The following is a 25,219-nucleotide window of genomic DNA, read 5'->3' as shown; positions in this document are numbered from 1 at the left end:
TCGACGACGGGCGGCTGACCGGACCGGTGCCCGTCAGGCCTTGAAGCCGACCCCGCCGTACAGGGAGACCGGTGCGTCGCCGATGGAGGTCTCGTCCTCCGCGAGCTCGGGATGCCAGTCCTTCACGGACACGATGCCCGGTTCGACGAGGTCCAGGCCCTTGAAGAAGCGGCCGACCTCGGCGTGCGAGCGGCCCACGAGGGTGACTCCGCCCTTCGCGTACATCTCGATGCCGCGCCGTACGTTCTCGGGCTCGAAGTCGGCGGTCATCGCCGACAGTGCCAGGCAACTGCCCGGCGCCAGCGCCTCGACCAAGGTCTGCACCAGCTCGTACGCGCCGCTCTCGTCCGCGATGAAGTGCATCAGGGCGATCAGGGACAGGGCCATGGGCCGGTCGAAGTCGAGGACGCGCCGCGCCTCGGCGAGTATCTTCTCCGGCTCGCGCATGTCGGCCTGGATGTACTCCGTCACGCCCTGCGGGGTCCCGCGCAGCAGCGCCCCGGCGTGGGCGAGGACGATCGGGTCGTTGTCGACGTACACCACCCGCGCGTCCGCGGCGGTGCGCTGCGCGATCTGGTGGAGGTTGGGCTCCGTGGGGATGCCGGTGCCGATGTCGAGGAACTGCCGGATCCCCGCCGCGCCGACGAGATGGCGGGTGACCCGCTGCATGAACCGGCGGTTGCTGCGGGCGGCCCGTTCGGCGCCCGGATCGAGCGACATGATGTGCCGGCCGAGCTCCTCGTCGACCGGGTAGTTGTCCTTGCCTCCGAGGTACCAGTCGTACACCCGCGCCGGATGCGGCCTGCTGGTGTCGATCCGGTCCACGGTGGACTCGGGCCCCGTCATGCGGCAACTCCTTTGCTAGACCTGCCTGTTCGCCCTGCCTGGGGGTGTTCGGCAGTACGTGCGAGCAGTGTGTCATCCCGGCGAGGCGGCAGGGGCCCGGGTGATGTTCCGGGGCCGGGGGAGCGGGATCTTCCCAGGCGGCCGGGCGCGGGTCTATAGTGCAAAACTAGCAGTGCTAATTAATTACTTCCGCCCCTTCGCCGTCCCCGTGATCCGGAGATCCCGCGCTCGCGGGTCCGGCGATCCCGTGATCCGCGCCCGCGTCACACCGTGATCGCGTGATCCGCCGTCCCCCAGGAGTCCTGTCGTGCGTCCCGTCCACTTCGCGGCCGCCCGCCGCACCCCCATCGGAAAGCTGCGCGGAGCCCTGTCCTCCGTACGGCCCGACGACCTCGCCGCGACCGTCGTGCGCGGGCTGGTCGCCGGACTCCCCACGCTCGACCCGGCCCGCATCGACGACGTCTACTGGGGCGCCGCCAACCAGGCGGGCGAGGACAACCGCAACGTCGCCCGCATGGCCGCACTCCTCGCGGGCCTGCCCGAGTCCGTGCCCGGTGCCACCGTCAACCGGCTGTGCGCCTCCGGCCTGGAGGCCGTCACGACCGCGGCCCGCGCCATCGCCTCCGGTGAGGCCGACATCGTGCTCGCGGGCGGCTCCGAGTCGATGAGCCGGGCGCCCTTCGTCCTGCCCCGCCCGGACGAGGCCCTGCCCCATCGCATCGAGACGGTCGACACCCGGCTCGGCTGGCGCCTGGTCAATCCCGCGATGAAGGACCTGCACGGCCTCCTGTCGATGGGGGAGACGGCCGAGGAGGTCGCCGAGCGGTACGGCGTCTCGCGCGAGCGCCAGGACGCGTTCGCGCTGCGCAGCCACCGACGCGCCGCGGACGCCCGGAAGAACGGCTGCTTCGACGCCGAACTGCTCCCCGTCGAACGCCCCGACGGCGTCGTCGTCGACACCGACGAATGCGTACGCGAGGACACCTCGCTCGACAAGCTCGCCCGCCTCAGGCCGGTGTTCCGCGAAGGCGGCACGGTCACCGCGGGCAACGCCTCCCCGATGAACGACGGCGCGGCCGGCCTGCTGCTCGTCAGCGAGGACGCCCTGGACGACCTCGGGCTGGAGTCCCTCGGGCGCTACGTCGCCGGAGCGTCGGCCGGTGTCCACCCCGACGTCATGGGCATCGGTCCCGTCCCCGCCACGCAGAAGGCGCTGGGACGCGTCGGCTGGGGCATCGGCGACCTCCAGGAGGCCGAGTTCAACGAGGCCTTCGCCGCCCAGGCCCTCGCCTCCGTGGACCGGCTCGGGATCGACCCGGAGCTCGTCAACCCGACCGGCGGGGCCATCGCCCTCGGCCACCCGCTCGGCTGCTCCGGCGCCCGCATCCTCACCACCCTGCTGCACCGCATGCGCCGCACCGGCGCCGCACGCGGCCTGGCCACCATGTGCGTGGGGGTCGGGCAGGGCAGCGCGGTCCTGGTCGAGCGCGGCTGAAGCCCCGTGCGCGGCTCCGGCGGGCGGAGCCGCGCGACCCGTCCGAAACCAGCGAACACCAGCCGCCCCCGGCGGAGATCAGAAACGGGGCACCCCTTCCGCCGCGTCGCCCGGGTCGCGGTGATCGGACTGCCGGACGAGCTGCACGGCGAGGAGGTGTGCGCGGTCCTGGTCCCGTGCCCGGTACGACCGCCGACGGCGACGGGATCGGCACGTGGTCCAAGCTCCACCTGGGCCGTCACGAGTACCCGCGCCGCGTGGAGTTCACCGACGCGCTGCCGCTCGGTCCGCGCATGAAGGTGCTGAAGCGGGCGCTGCGGGCCCGGTACACCGACTGAGCCGCCGGCGCAGGTGCCACCTGTCGAGACGCTCCTTACGGCGGTCGGATAGGTGGGCATAGCATCGGTTCCCGCATGAACACGATGACGCTCTGGCACATATCCGGCTGGGAGTTCGCCGCGCTCGCCCTCGCGGCCCTGCTCGTCGGCTTCTCGAAAACCGCGGTGAGCGGCGCCAACACGGTCAGCCTCGCCGTCTTCGCGGCCGTCCTGCCCGCCCGCGCCTCCACCGGCGTGCTGCTCCCGATCCTGATCGCCGGGGACGTCCTCGCGGTCCTCACCTACCGGCGCCATGCCCACTGGCCCACGCTGTGGCGGCTGTTCCCGGCGGTCGCGGCAGGAGTGGTCGTCGGCACGCTGTTCCTGGTGTGGGCGGACGACGCGGTCGTACGGACCTCGATCGGCGCGATCCTGCTGCTGATGGCCGGCGTCACGATGTGGCGGCGGCGCCGGGCCGGCACCGAGGACGAACCGGACGCCGTCACGAGCCGGGCCGGTCGCATCAAGGCCCGCTCCTACGGAGTCCTCGGCGGTTTCACCACGATGGTCGCCAACGCGGGCGGTCCGGTGATGTCGCTGTACCTCCTGTCGGCGGGCTTCCGCAAGCTCGGCTTCCTCGGCACGTCCGCCTTCTTCTTCCTGATCGTGAACGTCTCGAAGGTGCCCTTCAGCGCCGGACTCGGTCTGATCGACGGCCGCTCGCTGCTGCTGGACGCGGCCCTCGTGGTCTTCGTCGTCCCGGGTGCGTTCCTCGGCAAGTGGGCCGTGAACAGGATCAACCAGCGCTTGTTCGAGCAGCTCGTCATCGCTGCGACCGTCGTCGGCGGCGTGCAACTCCTACTGCGTTAGCCCGAGCAGCTCCGGAAGGCCGGCGAACGAGTCGATGACATGGTCGGGTTCGCCGCTCGCGGCCCGGTGCGTCTCCGGCAGGTACTTGCCGGTCCTCACCAGCACTCCGGTCACCCCGGCCCGTTGCGCCGCGAGGACGTCCGACTCGATGTCGTCCCCGACCATCAACGCCTCCCGCGCGCTCACTCCGAGATGTGCGAGCGCCGCGCCGAAGAACGCGGCCGACGGCTTTCCCGTGATCACGGCCTCGGTGCGGGCGGCGGCCTCCAGCCCCGTCACGAAGGCGCCCGAGTCGAGCTGGAGACCCTTGTCGGTCCGCCAGTACAGGTTGCGGTGCATGGCGACCAGCCGGGCGCCGCGCTGGAGGTCCCCGAAGGCTCGGTTCAAGGAGGCGTAGTCGAACTCGGGACCGGCCCCGCCGAGGACGACGACGTCGGGAACCACGCCGGGATCGTCGACCAGGGCGACGCCGGCGAGGTCCTCAAGGATGTCGCCGCTGTTGAGCAGGGTGCAGCGCGCGCCCGGGAAGTGCTCCGCGAGGTGTGCGGCCGTCACCGCGGGCGCGGTCAGGATGTCCTCGGCGGCCACCGCGAAACCGGCGTCCGACAGCGCCCGGGCGATCGATGCCCGCGTGCGCGAGGTCGTGTTCGTCACCAGCGCCACGGGGAGACCGGCGTCGCGGATCCGGCGCAGGGCCCCGACCGCGCCGGGCAGCGGCTGCCACGACACCGTGAGCACACCGTCGATGTCGATGAGAACCGCGCGTACCGACTCCATGTCTGGACGATACCGACGGGCCGGCCCGTCGGCCGCCCGGCGACCCGGCCGCCCTCCCGCAGATGCCGCCGGTCCCGGCGTCGCGGACCCGGGCTGAGCCGGACGAAGCCCCCTAGTCCCGCGGGTTCCGGCGCAGCAGGTAGGTGTCCATGATCCACCCCTTGCGCTCCCGGGCCTCGGCCCGCAACCGCTCGATGCGCGGCGCCGTCTCGGCGAGGGGACCGGACGCGAGGATCTCGTCGGGCGTGCCGATGTAGGCGCCCCAGTAGATGTCGATGTCCTCGTCGGCGTACTGCCGGAAGGTCTGGTGGGCGTCGAGCATGACGACCACGTCGTCCACACCGTCGGGAAAGCCCTCGGCGAGGCGGCGGCCCGTGGTGATCTGGACCGGCCGGGCGACGCGGTTCAGTCCCGTGCGGTGCCGTGCCACCAGTGCGGAGACGCTGCTGACACCGGGCACGACGTCGTACGTGAACGCCACCGAGCCGCGCTCCAGGATCTCCTCCAGGATGCCGATGGTGCTGTCGTACAGCGCGGGATCTCCCCACACCAGGAAGGCGCCGCTCTCGTCCTCGCCGAGCTCCTCGGCGATCAGCCGCTCGTAGATGGCGGCGCGGGCACTGCGCCAGTCGCCGACGGCAGGGGAGTACGCCGTGCCTCCCGCGGACCGGTCGCGGTCCGGGTCATGGGCCTCGACCAGTCGGTACGCCCCGTCCGGTATGTGCGTGTCGAGGATGTCACGGCGCAGCTGGACGAGGTCCGACTTCACCTCGCCCTTGTCCAGGATGAAGAACACGTCCGTGCTCCTCAGCGACTTGACCGCCTGCAACGTGAGCTGATCGGGGTCGCCCGCCCCGATCCCGATGACATGAATCTTTCGCACACCCAGAGTCTGCCGTACGCCACCGACCGTGGACGCACCGCGTCAGGGATCGGCCCGCAGGGCCGCCCGGCGGAGGTGTCAGGAGCTCCGCCCGGCCAGCCGCGGAGCCGACTCCCGCGCGTCGATCGCCGAGCCCTCGCGTTCCACCTCGGTGGCCACGCCATGTGCCCAGGCGCTCAGTTCCCCGAGGTCCATTCCGTACGGCCGCTCCCGGCCGGTCAGGGCAGCCCACTCCGTGGTGCCCCCGGCGCCGCGCCGCAGCAGCCGGGCCCCGCCCGTGACGTTCCCGCGGGCCGCGTGCGTGAGCCCGACCGCGAGCTGGGCCAGACCGCGCCACAGCGCGCGCTCGTCCTCGGGGCCGGACTTCCAGGCGTCCTCGAAGACCTCGTGCGCGTGGAAGGGCTTGCCCGCGTCCAGCAGTGCCTGCGCCTCGGCGACGGTCTCCTCGGGGGTGCGCACGGCGCCCTCCGGCTGCCGTTCCACCCCGTCCGCGCCGTACGGCAGCGGCCGTCCGAGGCCGTCGCGCGGCCGGGCGTTGCGCGCGCGGCCCTCCGTGTCCCGGTCGCGCCCGTCGTCCTGCCGGGCCTCGGATGCTGCGCTCATGTCCCGATTGTCGCGCGTTCCGCGCCCTCTTCGGAACAGTCCCCGGTGTGGGGTAAAGTTCTGTTCGCACGATCACGCGGGTCACCGTGGGTGAAGGCACCGGGACGTGGCGCAGCTTGGTAGCGCACTTGACTGGGGGTCAAGGGGTCGCAGGTTCAAATCCTGTCGTCCCGACCAGCATTGAAGCCGGTCGGAGGCCGTTTTCTCAGCGATGGGAAGACGGCCTTTTCCGTTGTCTCCGTCAGGACAGCCGGCCGACATGGGCGAGGGCCTGCCTGAGCAGGACCCCGTGACCGCCCGGCATCTCGTCGATGACCAGCGGCGACGACGCCTCCTCGGGACTGAACCAGACCAGGTCGAGGGCGTCCTGCCGGGGGCGGCAGTCGCCGGTCACCGGGACGATGTAGGCGAGCGACACGGCGTGCTGGCGCGGGTCGTGGAACGGAGTGACCCCCAGTGTCGGGAAGTACTCGGCGACCGTGAAGGGCTGGAGGGAAGCCGGGACCCGAGGGAGAGCCACCGGTCCGAGGTCCTTCTCCAGGTGGCGCAGCAGGGCGTCACGGACCCGCTCGTGGTGCAGCACCCGACCGGAGACGAGGGTGCGGCTGACCGTCCCGTCCGGACCGATGCGGAGCAGGAGGCCGATGTGGGTGACTTCGCCGCTGTCGTCGACGCGCACCGGTACCGCTTCGACGTACAGGATCGGCATGCGGGCGCGGGCCAGTTCCAGCTCGTCGGGAGCCAGCCAGCCGGGCGTGGTTTCGGTCATGTCAGACATTGGTTGATCATACTTTCAGCGTGCCCTGCTTCGTGTGTTCCGTGTCACGTGTGCCGCTCGGAACAGCATGTCATCGTGATCCGCCGGACGTCACCGGCTTCGGGAAGTGCCCCTGTCGCATCGTGCCCACGGCGCCGCGCTCCGGCCGCATCGTGTCCGCGACGCCGGGGTGCTCCGGGCGCACCGTGACCACGAGCGCGCCGGGCGCCTTGCGCCGCGCGCGAGGACGGACCCCCGGCCCTCGAACTGCGGGCGCGGACGGTCTCGTGCCCGCGGCACATGCCTGGCAGGATGACCTGCCGGACCAGGGGAGCGGTATGACGCCATTCACCACCGACATCACCCGCGCGGTCGTCACGAGCCTCGGCCGTACGGCCGATCCGCGGCCGCGTGAGCTCCTGGGCGCACTCACCCGGCACCTCCACGACGTCGCCCGCGGGACGGACCTGACGACGGGGGAGTGGGAACGTGCCGTCGCCCCGGCGCGGGAGTCCGGGGCGGCCGGCCCCTTCCGGCACGCCTGCTTCGACCTGGTACTGGAGCCGCGATGAGCACCCCCCTCGACTTCTCGTACGAGACCAGGCCCGCGCGCGTCGTCTTCCGGCCCGGGGCCTCGGTGACCGCGACGCCGGGCGAGGTCGCGCGGCTCGGACTGCACCGGGTGCTCGTGGTCTGCGGCAGCAGGGGCGAGGCGACGGCACGGGCGGTCGCGGACGCGCTGGGCGGCGACTGCGTGGGGGTGCACGCCGAGGCGCGCATGCATGTGCCGGTGGAGGTCGCCGACCGGGCCGTCGAGGTGGCACGCGAGCTGGGCGCCGACGGATGCGTCGCGGTGGGCGGCGGTTCGTCGATCGGTCTGGGCAAGGCGATCGCCCTGCGCACCGGTCTCCCGCTGGTCGCCGTACCGTCCACCTATGCCGGATCCGAGATGACCTCCGTCTGGGGGCTCACCGAGCACGGAGTGAAACGCACCGGCCGCGCCCTCGCCGTGCTGCCCCGCAGCGTCGTCTACGACCCCGAACTCACCCTCGGGCTGCCCGTCCCGCTCTCCGTCACCAGCGGCATCAACGCGCTGGCCCATGCCGCGGAGGCGCTCTACGCACCCGACGCCTCGCCCCTCGTCTCCCTCATGGCCGAGGAAGGCGTACGGGCGATGGCCGGAGCGCTGCCCCGGGTGGCCGCCGCGCCCGGCGACCTCGACGCGCGCAGCCGCGCGCTGTACGGAGCCTGGCTGTGCGGTGCGTGCCTGGGCGCCACCACGATGGGACTGCACCACAAGCTGTGCCATGTGCTCGGCGGCACCTTCGACCTGCCGCACGCCGCGACGCACACGGTGGTCCTCCCGTACGTGCTCGCCTACAACGCGTCCGCGGCACCCGGCGCGCTCACGGCGCTGTCCCGCGCCTTGGGGGCCGACGACGTGCCCCGCGCCCTGCGCGAACTGGCCGGAACGCTGGGCGCTCCGCAATCCCTCGCGGAACTCGGTCTGAAGGAAGCGGACTTGACGGTGGCGGCCGCGCAGACCGCCGCCCAGACGTACCCCAACCCCCGTGAGGTCACCGCGAACGGCGTGCTGGGGCTGCTGACGGCGGCCTACGAGGGCTGGGACCCGCGGAGCGAGACGTCGCGCTGAGGGCGCGGCGAAGCCTGCCCGAGCGGTCGTCGCCCACTCGGCCCGAGCGGTCGTCGCACTCGGCCTGAGGGGTCGTCAACTGCTGTAAGCACGAGCGTGGTTGGTGCGAAAGGGGCCGTTCGGTCGCAGCTCGTCGGGGACGTGGCGCACATCACCCCCTGAACGGACCGAAGGTGGAGCAGTTCTTCACGGGTTCATGACAGGCTCACCACTGGTTACCCGCTGGTAATCCACTGTCACCCCCCACCCCTCAGGACTGAACTTGCCTATGCGCAAGCGGCCCTTGCGTGCCGTCATGCCCGCACTCGCCGCATCCGCTCTCTTCCTCGCCGTCGGCTGCTCCTCGGAGCCCGCGGCCTCCCCGGCACCCGGACACTCCCGGGGCGCCGACACCTCCGGCACCGCGGCAGCGGGCGCCGACCGCCCGGCGGCGGCCGTGGTCGCCGCCCCCGAGCCCGCGGCCACCTCGACCGCCGTCGCGCGGGCGGGTGTGGCCGGCGGCAAGGCCCGCAAGACCTCGATGAAGGTGAGGTCCTACGACAGCCGAACCCGACGGGCCGTCATATCCACCCCGGACAAGGGAGGTTCCGGCGGGAAGGTCCCTTCCTCGCCGTCCCCGACCGGCGGGAGCCCCGAGCGTCCGCACCGCGCCGCCGTCGGCGACGTCATCGCCAGTGCCCCCGTGCCGGGCGCCCCCGACGGACTCCTCGCCAAGGTCACCAGGGTGATCGCCGAGAGCGACGAAGGCACCGAGGTCCAGACGGCGCCGAGCACCCTGGACGCCCTCCTCGGCGACGACGACGCCGAGGGCACCGTGCCCGTCGACCCGGCGTCCTTCGACGTCGACCGGTTGCTGCCCGACGTCAAGGTCTCGTGGGCGAAGACCGGGAACGTGCACGCGGGCCCCGAGGGCGCCAGGGTCCCGCTCGGCAGCCTGCGCATCGACGTGGGTGCCCGGATCGGCACGGCGGCGGGCGCGTCCGCCGAGGCCTCGGCGTCCGTCTCCGGCTTCGTCCAGGTCGCGCCCGAGGTCGACTTCTCCTACGGCGGCGGGGCGGCCGGCTCCGGACCCGGCGCCGCATATCTCGGCGTCTCGGGGGACTGGACCTCGAAGTGGGCGCTCAAGGGACGCGCCGCCGCGTCCGCCGACCCGGTCCGGGTGCCGTTCGCCAAGCTGCACGCCGACCCCGTGCTCCAGGTCGGGCCGATCCCCGTCGTGGTGAACCTCGACCTGACCTGCTACTTCCAGATCGCCGCCGACGGCACTGTCACCGTCGACGTCGAGCAGGATCTCAAGGGCGACTTCAAGGCGGGCGGCACCTTCGGCACGGCCAACGGGTGGACTCCGGTCGACGAGTCGCACATGACGAGCAGTCCGGTGCGCACCTCCGTCACGGCGGCGGGCCGCGTCAAGGCGTCCCTCGGAGCGGAGGCCACGGTCGGCCTGTACGGCACGGTGGGCGTCACCGCCGATCTGGCGCCGTATCTGCGCGCCGAGGCCGCGGGTGCCTTCGGGGGCAACTCCGCTGCGGCGTCCGGGGGTTCGGCGGGGTCCGTGGCGAAGGCCGGTGCCGGGTCCGGCGGATCGTGGTCCGTGCACGGCGGCGTGGACCTGACCGGCACGCTGCGCGTCCAGCTGAGTGTCTTCGGCACTCCGGTCCTCCAACGCAGCATCCCGCTGGGCACGTTGCACCGGGAGTGGACGCTCGCCGAGGGCAGGGCGTAGCCGGAACGGTCGTCACAATCGTCCCGGTCCGGCGGCACGACAGCCGCCGGACCGGGCGCTCCTCGCGTGCCGTCGCACGGTCAACCGGGCTGTTCCATCTGTCAATTGGTCCTCACTTCATCGCTGGGACACCTCCTGACGCTGGTGTTTTCCGCATGTGCCCTGGAAAGCTGATCTGGGCATGCCAACATGACCGCCTGGCCTGCCTGCCCCCACGCCGCGGTCCATCAGGAGGACGCAGTGAAGAGAAGCTCGCGGATCCGCAAGGCCTCGTTCGTCCTCGGCAGCGCCGTCGCGCTGGTCGTCGCCGTCCCCGGCAGCGCGCTCGCCGACCCCCCGAAGTCCTTGCCCGCGAACGCGGACGGACTGGAGCAGACGTTCCAGCCGGCGTACGACTACGACACCGACGGCTGCTATCCGACCCCCGCCATCGGCCCCGACGGCACCATCAACGGCGGGCTCAAGCCGTCCGGCGCCCTCAACGGCCAGTGCCACGACTCCTGGGACCTGGACAACACCAACGGCTACTCCCGCGAGAAGTGCAACAACGGCTGGTGCGCCATCATGTACGGGCTCTACTTCGAGAAGGACCAGGCCGTCGCCGGCAGCGGCCTCGGCGGACACCGCAACGACTGGGAGCACGTCGTGGTGTGGGTCCAGGACAACGAGGCCAAGTACGTGTCCACCTCGGCCCACGGCGACTTCAACGTCTACGGCCGTGACCAGATCCGCTGGGACGGCACGCACCCCAAGGTCGTCTACCACAAGGACGGCATCGGCACCCACTGCTTCCGGCCCGCCAATTCCAACGACGAACCGCCGGAGAACCACAAGCACACCTGGCAGTTCCCCACCCTGGTCGGCTGGAACGGCTACCCCGCCGGACTGCGCGACAAGCTGAGCGCCTACGACTTCGGCAGCGCCCACTTCGGCCTCAAGGACGGCAACTTCAACTCCCACCTGGAGAAGGCCAAGCCGGCAGGTATCCCCTTCGACCCCAACGCCTGACCGGCGGGGCCGGTGGCGGTCGGCGCCTCGGGTGCCCTCGCCACCGGCCCCTGGTCACGGGGCCGCACCCCAGTCACGGCAGCAGGAGACCCTCCTGCTGCCGTGGTGGGCTTCCGGCACGCCAGGGAAGCACCTCCCCGAACCGCACGAGTTCGCCGTACGCCGCCGGATCGGCCTTCTCGGCGAGCAGCAGGTCGAGCACCGCGACCGCGGCCTGCGCGGGGGTCTGCGCCTGGCTGAAGTCGGCGAACCACGGCCGCGAGAGCGCCGTGTCCACCAGGCCCGGGCACACCGCCGCGACCAGCGTGCCGCGCGCCAGGTCGGCGTCCCGCCGCTCCGCCGCCACCGCCCGTACCGCAGCGACCTGTGCCACCTTCGACGGCACGTTGATCCAGCGGGGCCAGCCCAGGCCCTCCGCGGTGCCGTCGTGGACGGCCGCCCGCCAGGACGCGACGGCCGCCTCGACCTCCTTCAGCGACGCGCCGTCGAACAAGTGGTGCAGCCGGGGATCGAGATGGCCGAGCGTGCCCAGCGAACTGGAGACGACGACCAGTCGTCCACCGGGTCGCAGCACCGGGCCGAAGGAGCGCAGGACCGCGTGCGCGCCCCCGTTCGCGACGTCGATGAACGCGTCGGCCTGCTCGGCCTGCGACCGGTCGGGGGTGAGCGGCGCGCTCGCGTTGGACACCACGATGTCCACCCCCGCGTACCGGCCGGCGAGCTCGGTGGCCAGCCGTCGGACGGCCTCCGCGTCGGTGACGTCGAGCACCCGGCCCTCCACCCGGCTCCTGGTGGCGTCCGCCTGCCCGACACGTGAGACCGCGTCCGTGACCCGAGACTCGTTCCGCCCTGTGAGCAGGACCAGGTCGTCGGGGCCCAGACGAGCGGCGAGACCTTCGACGAGGGCGTGTCCGAGCCCCTGATTGGCGCCGGTGACCAGCGCGATGCGTGGTTCTGTCATGCCGTCCACGCTAGGAACGCGTCGACCATGCGTCCAACGAAAGCTTCTCAGGTCTGGTATGCGTAAACGTCATGGACTTCAGCGACGTCTCCCTGGTCGCGCTCCGCGTCTTCCGCGAGGTGGCCGAGCGGGGCACCCTCACCGCGGCGGCGGGAGCCCTCGGCTACACCCAGTCCGCCGTCTCCCGGCAGATCGCCTCACTCGAACGGGCCGCCCGGTCACCCCTGTTGGAACGGCGCAGGGACGGCGTACGGCTGACCGCGGCGGGACACGTCGTACTGCGCCGCGCCGTCACGGTGCTCGACGAGATCGACGCGACGGCCCGGGAACTCGCCGGACTGCCCGCCCAGGCCGGGACCGTCCGGCTGGGCTGGTTCGCCAGCGCCGGAGCCGTCCTGCTGCCCCGCGCCGTCGCGGCGCTGCGCCGCAGCCACCCGGCGATCACGGTCACCACCCGGGAGGGCGCCACCCCCGCCCTGGTCCGCGCGCTGCGGGCCGGCACCCTGGACCTGGCACTGCTCGCCTCCGCACCGCCGTTTCGTCCCTTCGACACGGAGACGCCCCCGCTGGTCCTGCGGACGCTCACCGAACGCGCTCTGCGGCTCGCGGTGCCCGTCAACCATCCGCTCGCCGCGAGCGACCACGTCGACGTCGCCGACCTGCGCGGACAGCGCTGGATCGCTGGCCCGTCCGCCGGTGAGGAGAAACTCATGGGCGTCTGGCCGGGCCTGGACGAACGCCCCGAGATCGCGCACACCGCCCGTGACTGGCTGGCCAAGCTGCACCTCGTCGCGGCCGGCTGCGGCCTGACCACCGTGCCCGCCGCACTGGCTCCGGCCGCCCCGCCCGGCGTACGGATCGTGACGGTGCACGGCGGACCCGAGGAGCGGCGCCGACTCGTCCTGGCCCGCCTCCCGCGTCCCCTGCCGGAACCGGCGGCGCGCCTGGCCGAGGCACTGCGGGCCGCGGCCGCCGACCTGCACGGCGGGGACTGACCGCCCGTCGCCCGCACGGTTCCACGCCCCGGACCGGCGGAGGCGGCCGTCACGACGTGTGCAGGGCCATCCACGCACGTGCGGTAGGGTTTACCTGCACGATCACCCGGGGCGACCCGGGCGGTACGCATCGGGACGTGGCGCAGCTTGGTAGCGCACTTGACTGGGGGTCAAGGGGTCGCAGGTTCAAATCCTGTCGTCCCGACAGCATGAAGGGCCTTCGCGGGCGGAAGTCCGCGGGGGCCCTTCGCACGTCGTCATCCGGCCTGGTGCCGGGCGTGCCGCCGCGCCGCCCCGGGCCCGCCGCGATCGCCCCGTCCGGCGCACTGCTGACGGCCGGACACACCGGACACCCGCGAACTCGCCCCCGTCCACCCGTGGACGCACCGGAGCGTGAGGTGCCGATGGCCGAGAAAAACGCTTGGCCCGACCAGGTGCCCTCGCGGGAAAATGCGATGTCCGACCTGCCTGTACGCGCACATCGCCGCCCCCGAGAAGGGTCCGTCGACGTGCCCCGCCGGTCGGAGGGTGCCCCGGGCAGGGGCGCTTACTTGGACCGCAGTTCCGCACGGCCATCGAGGCGACCGCAGCTCCGCGGGAGCTCCCGTGGCGGGCTGCCACACGACGACACAGGGTTGGGATGGGATCGCCTGAATCGCGCGAGGTCTCCCCGGGCAGGGGCTCGGTGCTCCTCGCCCTTCGCTACTACGGACGGGAGTTGGCCCGGCTCCGGCGGCTGACGCTGCCCGCCATGCTGCTGCCGGCGCTCGGCAACATCGGCATCAACTACGTGGCGCCGCTGGTCGTCGCGAAGCTCGTCGGCCGGATCGCCGACGACGCCGACACCGGCTTCGGTTCCACACTGCCCTACGTCCTCGGCTTCGCCGGAGTGCTGCTGCTCGCCGAGACGTTCTGGCGCATCGGACTGCACTGCCTGAACCGTCTCGCCGCCCACGGCGTCGAGCGGCTCTACGTGATCGGTATGGACGAGCTGTTCGCCAAGGACGCCGCGTTCTTCCACGACAACTTCGCCGGGGCGCTGACCAAGCGGGTCCTGAGCTTCGCCTCCCGCTTCGAGGAGTTCGTCGACACGATGACCTTCCAGGTGGTGGGCAGGTTCGTGCCACTGCTGTTCGGGTCGGTCGTGCTCTGGCGCTACGAACCGCTGCTCGTCGTCGGGCTCCTGCTGATGATCGCGCTGACGGCGCTGTGCGCGGCGCCGCTCATCCGTCGCCGGCAGACCCTCGTCGACCAGCGTGAGGAGGCGATCGCCCGGGTGTCCGGCCATGTCGCCGACAGCCTGATGAACATGGACACGGTCCGCGCCTTCGCTGCCGAGGAGCGCGAGGCCGCCGAGCACCGCTCCCGCGTCGCGACGTCGCGGCGGCTCACTCTGCGGTCGTGGGACTACGGCAACCTGCGTATCGACACGTTCGTCGCGCCGATGTCCGTGCTGACCAACGCGCTGGGCCTGCTGCTCGCGGTCACGCTCAGCGGCAGCGGACAGGGCGTGGAGACCGTCGTCGTCGCCTTCACGTACTACACGAACGCGACGCGGATCATGTTCGAGTTCAACCAGATCTACCGCCGCCTGGAGAGCTCGATGACGGAGGCCGCGCAGTTCACCGCACTGCTGCTGACACCGCCCACCGTGCTCGACCCGGCGACGCCGGAACCGCTGACGTCCCGGGCCTCGGACGTCCGCTTCGAGAAGGTGACGTTCGCCCACGCGGGCGCGGAGCCGCTCTTCGCGGACCTCGACCTGGCCGTGCGCAGCGGGGCGAAGATCGGCCTCGTCGGCCGCTCCGGCGGCGGGAAGACCACGCTCACCCGACTGCTGCTGCGGATGACCGACATCGACGGCGGACGGATCCTGATCGGTGGTCAGGACATCAGCAGACTGCGCCAGGCCGACCTGCGGAGCCTGATTGCCTATGTCCCGCAGGACCCGGCGATGTTCCACCGCACGCTGCGGGACAACATCGTGTTCGCCCGTCCCGACGCCACCGACGCCGAGATGCGCCGCGCGGCCGAGGCGGCCCACGTGACGGAGTTCGCCGACGCGCTGCCGGACGGCTTCGACACGATGGTGGGCGAGCGCGGCGTCAAGCTGTCCGGGGGGCAGCGCCAGCGCGTCGCCCTCGCCCGGGCGATCCTGCGCGACGCCCCGGTCCTGCTGCTCGACGAGGCGACCAGCGCGCTGGACTCGGAGAGCGAGATCCTCGTGCAGGAGGCGCTGTGGCGGCTCATGGAGGGGCGGACCACGCTCGTGGTGGCGCACCGGCTGAGCACGGTCGCCGCGATGGACCGGCTCGTCGTCCTGGACCGGGGCCGGATCGTGGAGCAGGGCACCCACCAGGAGCTGCTCGCCTCGGAGGGCGCCTACGCGAAGCTGTGGCAGCACCAGTCGGGCGGCTTCCTCGACGACAACCCGGCCCGCGCCGACCTGCGCTGACCACGGGAGGCGGGGGCCGCACGGGCAAGGCCGTACAAGTACGGACGCACACGGGAGGCCGTGCCGGACTGCTCCGGCACGGCCTCCCGTTCCTGGTCGGGCCGCAGGGCGTGAGCGAGGGTCAGCGGCGGTCCAGGACCGCCGCGAGAACCTCACGCAGCGCCGTCGCGGGGTCCGCCACCGCCCCTTCCGAGCGCCAGGCGACGAATCCGTCCGGACGGACCAGCACCGCACCGTCCGCGGTGACGCCGTGGACCGCGGCCCAGTCGGAGTCGCCCTCCGGGATCAGCTCCGCGTCGGGGCCCGCGCCGACCCGGTACGACTCGAGCGGCACGGACATCCGCCGCGCGACCTCCTTCGCCGCGGCGTGCCAGTCGCAGGCGCCGCCCGCCGCGCTCAGCAGCACCGGCGTCCGCTCGTACAGGTCGAGGGTGGAGACCCTCGCACCGGAGCTGTCGAGCCACATGTGGGGCGCGCGGCTGCCGGGCTCGCCGTTCAGACGCATGCCCTCGGGCACGATCGGCAGCGCCGGGTCGGCACCGAGGACCGCGCCCCGCGGATACCGGTAGGCCAGCGCCACGTTGAGGATCCCGCCACCGGGTCCACCGGGTCCACCGGGTCCACCGGGTCCACCGGGTCCACCGGGTCCGCCCGGACCACGGCCGGCAGCCGCACCGGGTCCACCGGGTCCGCCGGGTCCGCCGGGTCCGCCGGGTCCGCCCGGACCACGGCCGGCAGCCGCGCCGGGTCCGCCGGGTCCGCCCGGTCGTCCCGGACCACGGCCGGCAGCCGCATCGGGACCACCCGGGCCCACGGGGCCGCCGACTCCCGGCTCGGGCGTGTAGCCGGGGTGGCTGTGCTCGACCGAACGGGACGAGGCCCGCGCGCTCGTCGCCTGCGCGACCGGACGGCGCTCGGCGTCGTAGGACGTGAGCAGCTCGGGACCGGCCCAGCCACCCAGTACCGCGGCCAGCTTCCAGGCCAGGTTGTGGGCGTCCTGGATACCGGTGTTCGAGCCGAAGGCGCCGGTCGGGGACATCTCGTGGGCGGAGTCGCCCGCGAGGAACACCCGCCCCTCGCCGTACCGTTCGGCGACCCGCTCGGCCGCGTGCCAGGCGGCCCTGCCGGTGATCTCCACATCGAGGTCCGGTACGCCCACGGCCCGCCTGATGTGCTCCGCGCACCGCTCGTCGGTGAACTCCTCCAGCGTCTCACCGTGTTCGGGGTGCCAGGGGGCGTGGAAGACCCAGTGCTCCTTGTTGTCGACCGGAAGCAGGGCACCGTCGGCGTTCTCGCTGGTCAGATAGCACACGATGAAGCGCCGGTCGCCGACGAAGTCCGCGAGGCGGCGCGAGGTGAAGGTGACGCTCACGTTGTGGAACAGGTCACCCGGGCCGGTGTGTCCGATGCCCAGACTCTCCCGGATCGGGCTGCGCGGACCGTCCGCGGCGACGAGATAGTCCGCGCGGATCGTCGTGTGCTCGCCCGTCTCGCGGCTCTTCACCCGAGCGGTGACCCCGTCCGAGTCCTGCTCGAACGACATCAACTCCGTGGAGTAGCGCAGGTCTCCGCCCAGCTCCCGGGCACTGCGCAGCAACACCGGCTCGAGGTCGTTCTGGCTGCACAGGCACCACGCCGCGGGGCTGAAGCGGGCGAGCCCGCCACCCGGGTCGATCTGCTTGAACAGCCACTCACCGGCATCGCCCACCAGGCTCGGCGTCTGCATGATGCCGTGGTTCTCGGCCAGGATCGACGCGGCTTCCTCGATGCGCCGCTGCACCCCGGCCACCCGGAAAAGCTCCATCGTGCGCACGTTGTTGCCGCGCCCGCGGGGATGGATCGACGTCCCCGAATGGCGCTCGACAAGTGTGTGCGGCACACCCAGACGCCCCAGGAACAACGAGGTGGACAGCCCCACCAGGGATCCGCCGACGATGAGGACGGGCGTGTGGTGACCGACCTCGCCGGCCTCTTCCAATCGGTTCATTGATCGCCTCCAGTGTCACCTGCGACACGAGTCAGGGATGGGGATGCAGGTTCCATGCCCTGTGCGGGCCCGTTCGCGCGGTCGGGGCACCCGTATGACACGCGGTTCACTCGTCCGCACCGTGGGGCTCGCGCACTTCGGGACTCCCACTAACGATCGGCTCATGGCGACCCCGGCCTTTCGGGTACGGCGGTCGTTCCTGACCAATCGTGAAAGAAGAGAAGAGGTGTGCCGGATGACCACTTCGGGACGCATATCGCAGTCGGCGTTCGACGGCTCCAGGCTTCGGGTGATCCTGCTGCTGGACCTGTACGAAGGTGCCCAGCAGCAATTCCTGGACGCGTACGAGCACATGCGCAACCAGGTCGCTTCGGTCCCCGGCCACATCAGCGACCAGCTCTGCCAGTCGATCGAGAACCCCTCGCAGTGGCTCATCACCAGTGAGTGGGAGAGCGCCCCGCCCTTCCTCGCCTGGGTGAACAGCGAGGAGCACGTCGAGACCGTGCGGCCGATGCACAACTGCGTTCGGGACACCCGTTCGATGCGCTACAGCATTCTGCGGGAGACCAGCCCGGGCCAGCCGCACGACACGACGCCGGGCAGGCCGGACAGGCAGGTGGAGGCCCGCGTGGGTGACGGTGTGGCACGCCACGCCCTCACTTTCACCGTGAAGCCCGGTTCGGAGTCGAAGGTCGCCGAGATCCTCGCCGGATACCAGTCCCCCGAGGCACGGGTCGACGACACCACCCGGTTGCGCCGTACCTCTCTGTTCATGCACGGCAACCGTGTCGTGCGTGCCGTCGAGGTCGAGGGAGACCTGCTCGTGGCCCTGCGTCACGTGGCGCGGCAGCCGGAGGTACGGGCGGTCGAGGAGGCCATCAACCCGTACCTGGAGCAGGAGCGGGACCTGACCGACGACGACTCGGCGCGGGTCTTCTTCACCCGGGCGGCGCTCCCGGCGGTGCACCACGTGGTGTCCGGCGGGCCGGCCCCGGCCGATCTGCGGCGCCACGCGCTGTTCTACCCGGCCAAGCGGGGCTGCGGGATGGACCTGGCCCGGCTCCTCGCCCATCAGGACGAGGCGGCGGCGGACGACCCCAAGAGCCCCGTGTACGGCAGCACCGTGTTCCAGCGGGACGACATCGTCGTCCGTCTGATCGACGTCGTGGGCGACCTCGACGCCGACCCCATCGCCTCCCTCGGCCTCAAGGGCCAGAAGAAGGCGGCGGAGCTGGAGCGACTCCTCGACGGTGCGGCCATCGGCGTCGAGGGCTCCCTGGAGACGGAGCGCAACATCAACCGTCTCCTGTCGCACGCCGACATGCTGCCCATCACCGACCGCAGCTCGGCCGACTCCTGACGGACAAGGCGGCCCCGCACCGGGGCCGCCCCACCCGTCCGTCACTGCAACACCGGAGGGAAGAACCATGATCAAGAAGCATCCACGCATCGTGGACCTGAGCGAGACAGAGCCCAACACCAGGCGCGGCGGCGACATCCGGGCCATGCTCACGCCCGCCACCGCCGGCTCCACCAGCGGCTTCATGGGGCTGGCCATCATCCAGCCCGGCGAGCGCATCGGCGAGCACTACCACCCGTACTCCGAGGAGTTCGTGTACGTCGTCAACGGCAAGCTGGAGGTGGACCTGGACGACGAGGCCTACGCGCTGCAGCCCGATCAGGGCCTCCTGATCCCGATCAACATGCGGCACCGCTTCCGCAACGTCGGCGACACCGAAGCCCGCATGGTCTTCCACCTGGGCCCGCTCGCTCCCCGTCCGAGCCTCGGTCACGTCGACACCGAAGAGACCGACGACGCCGTGTCCGGCCGTGCGATGGCCACCGCCGGAGCGGACCTGTCCGCGCCAGACAACGGACGGCCGTCCGAGCGAAGTGGGGCCATAAAGTGACCCGGCGGGTGGCCGTCACCGGTATCGGTGTGGTCGCTCCGGGCGGCACCGGAGCGACGGCGTTCTGGGACCTCCTCGCCAACGGCCGCACCGCGACCCGCGGCATCACGCTGTTCGATCCGGCGGGTCTGCGCTCGCGCATAGCCGCCGAATGCGACTTCGACCCGCTCGAGCAGGGCTTCGACCCCGACCTGCGAGACCACGCCGACCGGTACATACAGTTCGCCGTCGTCGCAGCCCGGGAAGCCGTACGCGACTCCGGCCTCGACACCGGCCAGGAGAACCCCTGGCGCGTGGGCGTCTCACTGGGCAGCGCCGTCGGCGGCACCACCCGCCTGGAACACGACTACGTCCTGGTCAGCGAGCGGGGCCGACGGTGGGACGTGGACCACCGCAGGGCCGAGCCGCAGCTGCACAAGGCGTTCTCGCCCAGCACGCTCGCCTCCGTCGTGGCCGAGCAGTTCGGTGCCCAGGGGCCCGTCCAGACCGTCTCCACCGGATGCACGTCCGGACTCGACGCCGTCGGCTACGCCTTCCACACCGTCGAGGAGGGCCGTGCGGACGTCTGCATAGCCGGCGCGTCCGACTCCCCGATATCCCCGATCACCATGGCCTGCTTCGACGCCATCAAGGCGACGTCGCCCAACAACGACGACCCGGAGCACGCCTCCCGGCCCTTCGACGCGCACCGCAACGGCTTCGTCATGGGTGAGGGCGGCGCCGTCCTCGTCCTGGAGGAGTACGAGCACGCCCGTGCCCGCGGCGCGCACATCTACTGCGAGATAAGCGGCTACGCCACCTACGGCAACGCCTACCACATGACCGGTCTGACCAGCGAGGGACTGGAGATGGCCCGGGCGATCGACACCACGCTCGACCAGGCCCGTCTCGACCCCACCCTGATCGACTACGTCAACGCGCACGGCTCCGGCACCCGGCAGAACGACCGGCACGAGACCGCGGCGGTCAAGCGGTCCCTGGGTGCGCACGCCTACGACACGCCCATGAGCTCCATCAAATCCATGGTGGGCCACTCGCTCGGCGCGATCGGCGCGATCGAGGTGGTCGCCTGCGTCCTGGCACTGAAGAACCAGGTGGTGCCGCCGACGGCGAACTACGAGACCCCCGACCCCGAGTGCGATCTGGACTACGTGCCGCGCACCGCACGTCCACGGAAGCTGAACAACGTGCTCTCCGTGGGCAGCGGATTCGGCGGCTTCCAGTCCGCGGTGCTCCTGACCGGGCCGGGCGGGAGGAGCGGGAGGACAAGATGAGCACTGAGCGCCCCCGGGGTGCGGCCATCACCGGCATCGGTGTGATCGCGCCCAACGGCCTGAGCGCCGAAGCCTACTGGAAGTCCGTCAGAGAAGGCCTCGGCGTACTCGACCGGATCACCCGCGAGGGATGCGGGCACCTTCCGCTCCGCGTCGCGGGCGAGGTCCGGACCTTCGACGCCGCGGCCCTCATCGAGGAGCGGTTCCTCGTCCAGACCGACCGGTTCAGCCACTTCGCGATGGCCGCGGCCGCCCTCGCCCTCGAGGACGCCGGGCTCGGAAAGGGAGACACCGCGGAGCCCTACTCGATCGGCGTGGTCACCGCGGCCGGGTCCGGCGGCGGTGAGTTCGGTCAGCGGGAACTCCAGAAGCTGTGGGGACAGGGCTCCCGCTTCGTCGGCCCGTACCAGTCCATCGCCTGGTTCTACGCCGCGAGCACCGGCCAGATCTCCATCCGCAGCGGCTTCAAGGGTCCCTGCGGTGTGGTCGCCAGCGACGAGGCCGGCGGCCTGGACTCCATCGCGCTCGCGGCCCGCGTGGTGAGGCGCGGCACGGACGCGGTGGTCGTCGGTGCCGCGGAGGCGCCCCTCGCCCCCTACTCGATGGTCTGCCAGCTCGGCTACCCCGAGCTCAGCACCGTGGAGGACCCCGAGCGGGCCTACCGGCCCTTCACCTCGGGTGCCTGCGGTTTCGTACCCGCGGAGGGCGGCGCCATCCTCGTCGTGGAGGACGAGGAGCACGCCCGCGAGCGCGGCACGCCCGTCCGGGCCACCGTCGCGGGACACGGTGCCACCTTCACCGGAGCCTCCCGCTGGGACAAGTCCCGTGAGGGACTCGCGCAGGCCATCCGGGTAGCCCTCGACGAAGCGGGCTGCGCGCCGGAGGAGATCGACGTCGTCTTCGCCGACGCCTTCGGCATCCCCGAGGCGGACCGTGCCGAGGCGCTGGCCATCGCCGACGCGCTGGGCGCGCACGGTACCCGCGTGCCCGTCACGGCCCCCAAGACCGGGATCGGGCGCAGCTACTGCGCGGCACCCGTCCTGGACACGGCGGCGGCGGTGCTCGCCATGGAACACGGTCAGGTACCGCCCACTCCGAACGTGTTCGACATCTGCCACGACCTCGACCTGGTGACCTCCAAGGCTCGCCCCGCCGAGCTGCACACGGCCCTGGTCCTCTCCCGGGGACTCATGGGCTCCAACGCGGCGCTGGTCGTGCGCCGCGGCGGCGACTCCGCCCGGTAGGACCGGGCGGGAAGGGAGAACAGACATGATCACCGAAGTGACTGTCGGCGAACTGGCCACGCTGATGAAGAAGGCGGCCGGTGTAACCGTCGACCCCATGGAGCTCGCGAAGTCGTCCGACTCGCCGTTCGGCACCCTCGGACTCGACTCGCTCGGCCTGCTGGGCATCGTCGGCGAACTGGAGAACCAGTACAGCCGGCCGCTGCCCGTCGACGCGGAGCGCTGCAGGACGCCGCGGGAGTTCCTCGACCTCGTGAACACCACCCTCAAGACTGGAGCCTGAAGTGGCCGGACACACCGAGAACAGCATCACCATCGACGCCCCTCTCGACCTGGTCTGGGACATGACCAACGACATCGAGAACTGGCCCCGCCTGTTCAGCGAGTACGCGTCCGTCGACGTCCTCTCCCGCGAGGGCGACTCGACGACCTTCCGCCTGACCATGCACCCGGACGAGAACGGCACGGTCTGGAGCTGGGTGTCGGAACGCACCGTGGACCGTGCCAACCGGACGGTGCGGGCGCGCCGCGTCGAGACGGGCCCCTTCGCCCACATGAACATCCGGTGGGAGTACGAGGAGACCGCCGACGGCGTCCACATGCACTGGGTGCAGGACTTCGCGATGAAGCCCGACGCTCCGGTCGACGACGACTGGATGACGGACAACATCAACCGCAACTCCGTCACGCAGATGGCTCTCATCCGCGACAAGATCGAAAAGGCGGCGCGCGAACGCCAGAGCGCGCCCGCCATGCCCCGCTGACCACCGGACGAGGAAGGACTACCCCCGATGCACCACGCTCTGATCGTCGCCCGCATGGCGCCCGGCTCGGCGCCCGCGATCGCCGACGTGTTCGCCGCCTCCGACCGCGGTGAGCTCCCGCACCTGATCGGCGTCGACCGGCGCAGCCTCTTCCAGTTCGGCGATGTGTACCTGCACCTCATCGAGTCGGAGCAGGACCCCGCGCCGGCCATCGCCAAGGTGGCCGGGCACCCCGAGTTCCGCAGCATCAGCGACCAGCTGTCGGCGTACGTCAGCGCGTACGACCCGCAGACGTGGCGCAGCCCCAAGGACGCCATGGCGCAGTGCTTCTACCGCTGGGAGCGGGAGCCCGCCGCCACCTGACCCGACGCAGCGACAGACCCGAGGCCGCCGGCTCCGCGACGAAGCGGAACCGGCGGCCTCGGGTCTACCGGGAACGGCCGGGGAGGATCAGGCGGGGGTGGTGCACTCGAAGGCGTGCAGATACGGGTTGACCGGGCGGATCTCACCGATGACCAGACCGGCGTCCGTCAGCCTGTCGACCATGCTCTGCCGGGTGTGCTTCGCGCCGCCCACGTTGAGCAGCAGCAGCAGGTCCATGGCCGTGGTGAACCCCATCGACGGGGTGTCGTCCACGAGGTTCTCGATGACGACGACACGGGCACCGGGCCGGGCCGCCTTCCGGACGTTCGCCAGCGCCCTGCGGGTGCTGTTGTCGTCCCACTCCAGGATGTTCTTGATGATGTAGACGTCCGCCTGGACCGGGATGTCCTTGCGGCAGTCGCCGGCCACGATGCGCACCCGGTCGGCGAGCGGGCCTCCGTCGCGCAGGCGCGGATCGGCGTTCTCCACCACCCCGGGCAGGTCGAGCAGCGTGCCGTGCATCGAGGGGTGCTTCTCCAGCAGGCTGGCCACGACCTGGCCCTGGCCGCCGCCGATGTCCGCGACCGAGGACACGCCGCTCAGGTCGAGCAGGGCGGCGACGTCGCGTGCCGACTGCTCGCTGGACGTCGTCATCGCCCGGTTGAACACGTGCGCCGACTCGGGGGCGTCGTTGTTGAGGTAGTCGAAGAACTCCTTGCCGTACACGTCCTCGAAGACGTTGTGGCCGGAGCGGACCGCCTCGTCGAGCTTCGGCCAGACGTTCCACGTCCAGGGCTCGGTGCACCACAGGGCGATGTACCGCAGGCTCTGCGGGTCGTCCTCGCGCAGCAGCCGGGACATCTCCGTGTGGACGAAGGTGCCGTCGGGGCGCTCCGCGAAGACACCCTGGCAGGTCAGGGCGCGCAGCAGCCGGCGCAGCGTGTTCGGCTGCGTCTTCACCGCCGCCGCCAGGTCCTCCATGCTCATGGGCTTGTCGTCGAGGGCGTCGGCCACGCCCAGGCGGGCCGCGGCCCGGACGGCGGCGGCGCGGGCCGCACCGAAAACGAGCTCCCTGAACCGCATGGACGGTGGGGGAGCCTGCTCAACCGTGGTCATCCATTGCCTCGCTTCTGCTGTCGTGCTCTGTGGGGGGTGGGTGAGGGGCCGGTCAGCACATGCCGGCGGGCTGGGAGACAGCGCACCGGTTGCCGCGGAAGGAGTTGCCCGTGCCGGTGTCCCGGTTCGCCAGGTCGGCCGCGCCGTTGCGCAGTACGACGTTGTCGCGGATGACGTTGTTCCGGTTCTGCGCGCCGACGAAGCTCTTGAAGAGGACGATGCCGCCGGACAGCGGGGAGTTGCCCACGTTGTCCTCGACCCTGTTCCTCGTCACGCGCGCGTCCTCGGCGCCGGTCAGGACGATGCCCGAGCCCTGGAGGAAGGGCAGGCGGGGGGTCTTGGCGCAGTACTTGTTGTTGGCGTGGACGTAGTTGTGGTCGATGCTCAGGGCTCCGACGCGCGGCTTGTTCTCGTCGCCGACGACGAACACCGCGGTGCAGTTGCCCGTGGCCTCGTTGTGGTCGACGCTCAGGTTGCGCAGCCGTCGCACCGTGACACCGATCCGGTTCCCGGAGGCCAGGTTGTGGCTGATCACCGTGCCCTTGGCGTCCCGGGCGCCCTCTTCGGTGTCGACGGTGTTGGACACGAACAGTCCGGCGTCGCCGTTGTTCCTGACGATGTTGTGGCGGAACACCCCGCGGACGGACCGCTCCTGGGCGATGCCCCACTGGCCGTTCTTCTCGGAGGTCACGTCCCGGACGGTCAGGCTGTCGGTGCCGGACGCCCACAGGCCCTGCTTGGCGAAGCCGCGGAGGGTCAGCGACCTGACGGTGACCCCGGTGACGGGGTTGTGCTCGGTGCCCGTCACACAGAGGCCGTTGCCGGCCTTGGCGCACGTGGTGCTCTTGTCGGCCGTGTTCGGCACGATGACGGTGGACCGGGCGTCGGAACCGCGCAGCGTCAGGTTCGACACCTTGACGCTGACGCTCTCGTGGTAGGTGCCGGGGGAGAGGAGGACGGTGTCCCCCGGCCGGGCGGAGTTCACGGCCTTCTGGATCGACTCGCCGGGGCTGACCCGGTGCACCGTCAGGTGGTCGGCGGACGGGGCGGCGGCGCCCAGCCCCGTTGCCACGACGGCCGCGGCGCAGGCGAGGTAGGCCATCTGTCGTTTGGTCATAGGCCGAAGCTATGAGGGGGTGTTCCGGCCCGCCACCGCTGATCCCCCAGGTGGGCAGCGCTTGTCGCCCTTCCGCGCGGGCCGTTCGGCCGTACGC

Annotated in this window: 24 protein-coding genes, 2 tRNA genes and 1 pseudogene; 18 read left to right on the top strand and 9 right to left on the bottom strand. The window is 71.6% G+C overall.

Annotation, left to right across the window (positions count from 1 at the left end; all coding sequences use genetic code 11):
- Positions 1-33 precede the first annotated feature (33 nt).
- Complete coding sequence (locus ACZ4IF_RS07175) at positions 34-846, bottom strand: SAM-dependent methyltransferase (protein WP_467560349.1); 813 nt, start codon at positions 844-846, stop codon at positions 34-36.
- Between the two features lie 307 nt (positions 847-1,153).
- On the opposite strand from ACZ4IF_RS07175, the gene ACZ4IF_RS07170 reads away from it, so the two are divergent.
- The 3 genes and pseudogenes from ACZ4IF_RS07170 (at position 1,154) to ACZ4IF_RS07160 (ending at position 3,528) form a co-directional block, all read left to right on the top strand.
- On the top strand, positions 1,154-2,341 hold the full coding sequence (locus tag ACZ4IF_RS07170) for a thiolase family protein (protein WP_467560347.1): 1,188 nt from the start codon (positions 1,154-1,156) through the stop codon (positions 2,339-2,341).
- Positions 2,342-2,431: 90 nt separating this feature from the next.
- A pseudogene (locus ACZ4IF_RS07165) lies at positions 2,432-2,679 on the top strand (AMP-binding enzyme); the annotation flags it as partial.
- Positions 2,680-2,754: 75 nt separating this feature from the next.
- The gene (locus ACZ4IF_RS07160; RefSeq protein WP_467560345.1) at positions 2,755-3,528 is read left to right on the top strand and encodes a sulfite exporter TauE/SafE family protein; all 774 of its coding nucleotides are present in this window, start codon (positions 2,755-2,757) and stop codon (positions 3,526-3,528) included.
- Here ACZ4IF_RS07160 and ACZ4IF_RS07155 read toward each other — a convergent pair.
- The 3 genes from ACZ4IF_RS07155 to ACZ4IF_RS07145 form a co-directional block, all read right to left on the bottom strand.
- Positions 3,517-4,305 (bottom strand): HAD-IIA family hydrolase, encoded by a 789-nt coding sequence (locus ACZ4IF_RS07155; protein ID WP_467560343.1) that lies wholly within the window; start codon positions 4,303-4,305, stop codon positions 3,517-3,519. The two genes, ACZ4IF_RS07160 and ACZ4IF_RS07155, sit on opposite strands and share 12 nt — an antisense overlap.
- A gap of 112 nt (positions 4,306-4,417) precedes the next feature.
- Positions 4,418-5,188 (bottom strand): precorrin-6A synthase (deacetylating), encoded by a 771-nt coding sequence (gene cobF / locus ACZ4IF_RS07150; protein ID WP_467560341.1) that lies wholly within the window; start codon positions 5,186-5,188, stop codon positions 4,418-4,420.
- Positions 5,189-5,266: 78 nt separating this feature from the next.
- Complete coding sequence (locus tag ACZ4IF_RS07145) at positions 5,267-5,791, bottom strand: DUF309 domain-containing protein (protein ID WP_467560339.1); 525 nt, start codon at positions 5,789-5,791, stop codon at positions 5,267-5,269.
- A gap of 100 nt (positions 5,792-5,891) precedes the next feature.
- Between ACZ4IF_RS07145 and ACZ4IF_RS07140 the strand changes: the two genes are divergently transcribed.
- Positions 5,892-5,968: transfer RNA gene (locus ACZ4IF_RS07140), tRNA-Pro, on the top strand.
- Positions 5,969-6,032: 64 nt separating this feature from the next.
- Here the strand turns inward: ACZ4IF_RS07140 and ACZ4IF_RS07135 are convergent.
- A complete protein-coding gene (locus ACZ4IF_RS07135) occupies positions 6,033-6,569 on the bottom strand; it encodes an NUDIX hydrolase family protein (protein WP_095937919.1) in 537 nt (178 codons plus the stop codon).
- Between the two features lie 317 nt (positions 6,570-6,886).
- On the opposite strand from ACZ4IF_RS07135, the gene ACZ4IF_RS07130 reads away from it, so the two are divergent.
- From ACZ4IF_RS07130 to ACZ4IF_RS07115, 4 genes are all read left to right on the top strand, one after another.
- On the top strand, positions 6,887-7,120 hold the full coding sequence (locus tag ACZ4IF_RS07130; protein WP_467560337.1) for a dioxygenase: 234 nt from the start codon (positions 6,887-6,889) through the stop codon (positions 7,118-7,120).
- The gene (locus ACZ4IF_RS07125; protein ID WP_467560335.1) at positions 7,117-8,202 is read left to right on the top strand and encodes a maleylacetate reductase; all 1,086 of its coding nucleotides are present in this window, start codon (positions 7,117-7,119) and stop codon (positions 8,200-8,202) included. The genes ACZ4IF_RS07130 and ACZ4IF_RS07125 overlap by 4 nt, the downstream gene beginning before the upstream one ends.
- A 295-nt stretch (positions 8,203-8,497) precedes the next feature.
- Positions 8,498-9,928 (top strand): hypothetical protein, encoded by a 1,431-nt coding sequence (locus tag ACZ4IF_RS07120; protein ID WP_467560333.1) that lies wholly within the window; start codon positions 8,498-8,500, stop codon positions 9,926-9,928.
- A gap of 240 nt (positions 9,929-10,168) precedes the next feature.
- A complete protein-coding gene (locus tag ACZ4IF_RS07115; RefSeq protein WP_467560331.1) occupies positions 10,169-10,936 on the top strand; it encodes an NPP1 family protein in 768 nt (255 codons plus the stop codon).
- A gap of 73 nt (positions 10,937-11,009) precedes the next feature.
- Here ACZ4IF_RS07115 and ACZ4IF_RS07110 read toward each other — a convergent pair whose 3' ends face one another.
- Complete coding sequence (locus ACZ4IF_RS07110) at positions 11,010-11,897, bottom strand: SDR family NAD(P)-dependent oxidoreductase (protein ID WP_467560329.1); 888 nt, start codon at positions 11,895-11,897, stop codon at positions 11,010-11,012.
- Positions 11,898-11,968: 71 nt separating this feature from the next.
- Here ACZ4IF_RS07110 and ACZ4IF_RS07105 point away from each other — a divergent pair, with 71 nt between their 5' ends.
- The 3 genes from ACZ4IF_RS07105 to ACZ4IF_RS07095 all read left to right on the top strand — a co-directional run bounded on the left by ACZ4IF_RS07105 (position 11,969) and on the right by ACZ4IF_RS07095 (position 15,347).
- Complete coding sequence (locus ACZ4IF_RS07105; protein ID WP_467560327.1) at positions 11,969-12,892, top strand: LysR family transcriptional regulator; 924 nt, start codon at positions 11,969-11,971, stop codon at positions 12,890-12,892.
- A gap of 131 nt (positions 12,893-13,023) precedes the next feature.
- Positions 13,024-13,097 (top strand) — tRNA-Pro (locus ACZ4IF_RS07100).
- A 435-nt stretch (positions 13,098-13,532) separates the two neighbouring features.
- On the top strand, positions 13,533-15,347 hold the full coding sequence (locus tag ACZ4IF_RS07095; protein WP_467560326.1) for an ABC transporter ATP-binding protein: 1,815 nt from the start codon (positions 13,533-13,535) through the stop codon (positions 15,345-15,347).
- Positions 15,348-15,468: 121 nt separating this feature from the next.
- Here ACZ4IF_RS07095 and ACZ4IF_RS07090 read toward each other — a convergent pair whose 3' ends face one another.
- Complete coding sequence (locus tag ACZ4IF_RS07090) at positions 15,469-17,334, bottom strand: FAD-dependent oxidoreductase (protein WP_467560324.1); 1,866 nt, start codon at positions 17,332-17,334, stop codon at positions 15,469-15,471.
- Between the two features lie 235 nt (positions 17,335-17,569).
- Here ACZ4IF_RS07090 and ACZ4IF_RS07085 point away from each other — a divergent pair, with 235 nt between their 5' ends.
- The 7 genes from ACZ4IF_RS07085 to ACZ4IF_RS07055 all read left to right on the top strand — a co-directional run bounded on the left by ACZ4IF_RS07085 (position 17,570) and on the right by ACZ4IF_RS07055 (position 22,889).
- Positions 17,570-18,694 carry a SchA/CurD-like domain-containing protein gene (locus ACZ4IF_RS07085; RefSeq protein ID WP_467560322.1) on the top strand — a complete coding sequence of 375 codons (1,125 nt, stop codon included), beginning with the start codon at positions 17,570-17,572 and terminating at the stop codon, positions 18,692-18,694.
- Positions 18,695-18,761: 67 nt separating this feature from the next.
- On the top strand, positions 18,762-19,244 hold the full coding sequence (locus tag ACZ4IF_RS07080) for a cupin domain-containing protein (RefSeq protein ID WP_467560320.1): 483 nt from the start codon (positions 18,762-18,764) through the stop codon (positions 19,242-19,244).
- On the top strand, positions 19,241-20,518 hold the full coding sequence (locus ACZ4IF_RS07075) for a beta-ketoacyl-[acyl-carrier-protein] synthase family protein (RefSeq protein ID WP_467560318.1): 1,278 nt from the start codon (positions 19,241-19,243) through the stop codon (positions 20,516-20,518). The genes ACZ4IF_RS07080 and ACZ4IF_RS07075 overlap by 4 nt, the downstream gene beginning before the upstream one ends.
- On the top strand, positions 20,515-21,762 hold the full coding sequence (locus ACZ4IF_RS07070) for a ketosynthase chain-length factor (RefSeq protein WP_467560316.1): 1,248 nt from the start codon (positions 20,515-20,517) through the stop codon (positions 21,760-21,762). The genes ACZ4IF_RS07075 and ACZ4IF_RS07070 overlap by 4 nt, the downstream gene beginning before the upstream one ends.
- 25 nt (positions 21,763-21,787) lie before the next feature.
- Entirely contained in the window at positions 21,788-22,045 is a 258-nt protein-coding gene (locus ACZ4IF_RS07065; protein WP_359487939.1) for a phosphopantetheine-binding protein, read from the top strand.
- A 1-nt stretch (position 22,046) separates the two neighbouring features.
- A complete protein-coding gene (locus ACZ4IF_RS07060) occupies positions 22,047-22,526 on the top strand; it encodes an SRPBCC family protein (RefSeq protein WP_028798840.1) in 480 nt (159 codons plus the stop codon).
- A 27-nt stretch (positions 22,527-22,553) separates the two neighbouring features.
- Entirely contained in the window at positions 22,554-22,889 is a 336-nt protein-coding gene (locus ACZ4IF_RS07055; RefSeq protein ID WP_359487935.1) for a TcmI family type II polyketide cyclase, read from the top strand.
- Between the two features lie 87 nt (positions 22,890-22,976).
- Here ACZ4IF_RS07055 and ACZ4IF_RS07050 read toward each other — a convergent pair whose 3' ends face one another.
- Together ACZ4IF_RS07050 and ACZ4IF_RS07045 are read right to left on the bottom strand one after the other, a co-directional pair.
- Entirely contained in the window at positions 22,977-24,005 is a 1,029-nt protein-coding gene (locus ACZ4IF_RS07050; RefSeq protein ID WP_467560313.1) for a methyltransferase, read from the bottom strand.
- Positions 24,006-24,057: 52 nt separating this feature from the next.
- Positions 24,058-25,122, bottom strand: a complete 1,065-nt coding sequence (locus tag ACZ4IF_RS07045; protein ID WP_467560311.1) for a right-handed parallel beta-helix repeat-containing protein — start codon at positions 25,120-25,122, stop codon at positions 24,058-24,060.
- Between the last annotated feature and the right edge of the window lie 97 nt (positions 25,123-25,219).

It is taken from the genome of Streptomyces sp. NPDC025784 (assembly GCF_055558435.1).
The sequence above is the reverse complement of the archived record's forward strand: the minus strand, read 5'-3'. Positions and strand labels throughout refer to the sequence as shown.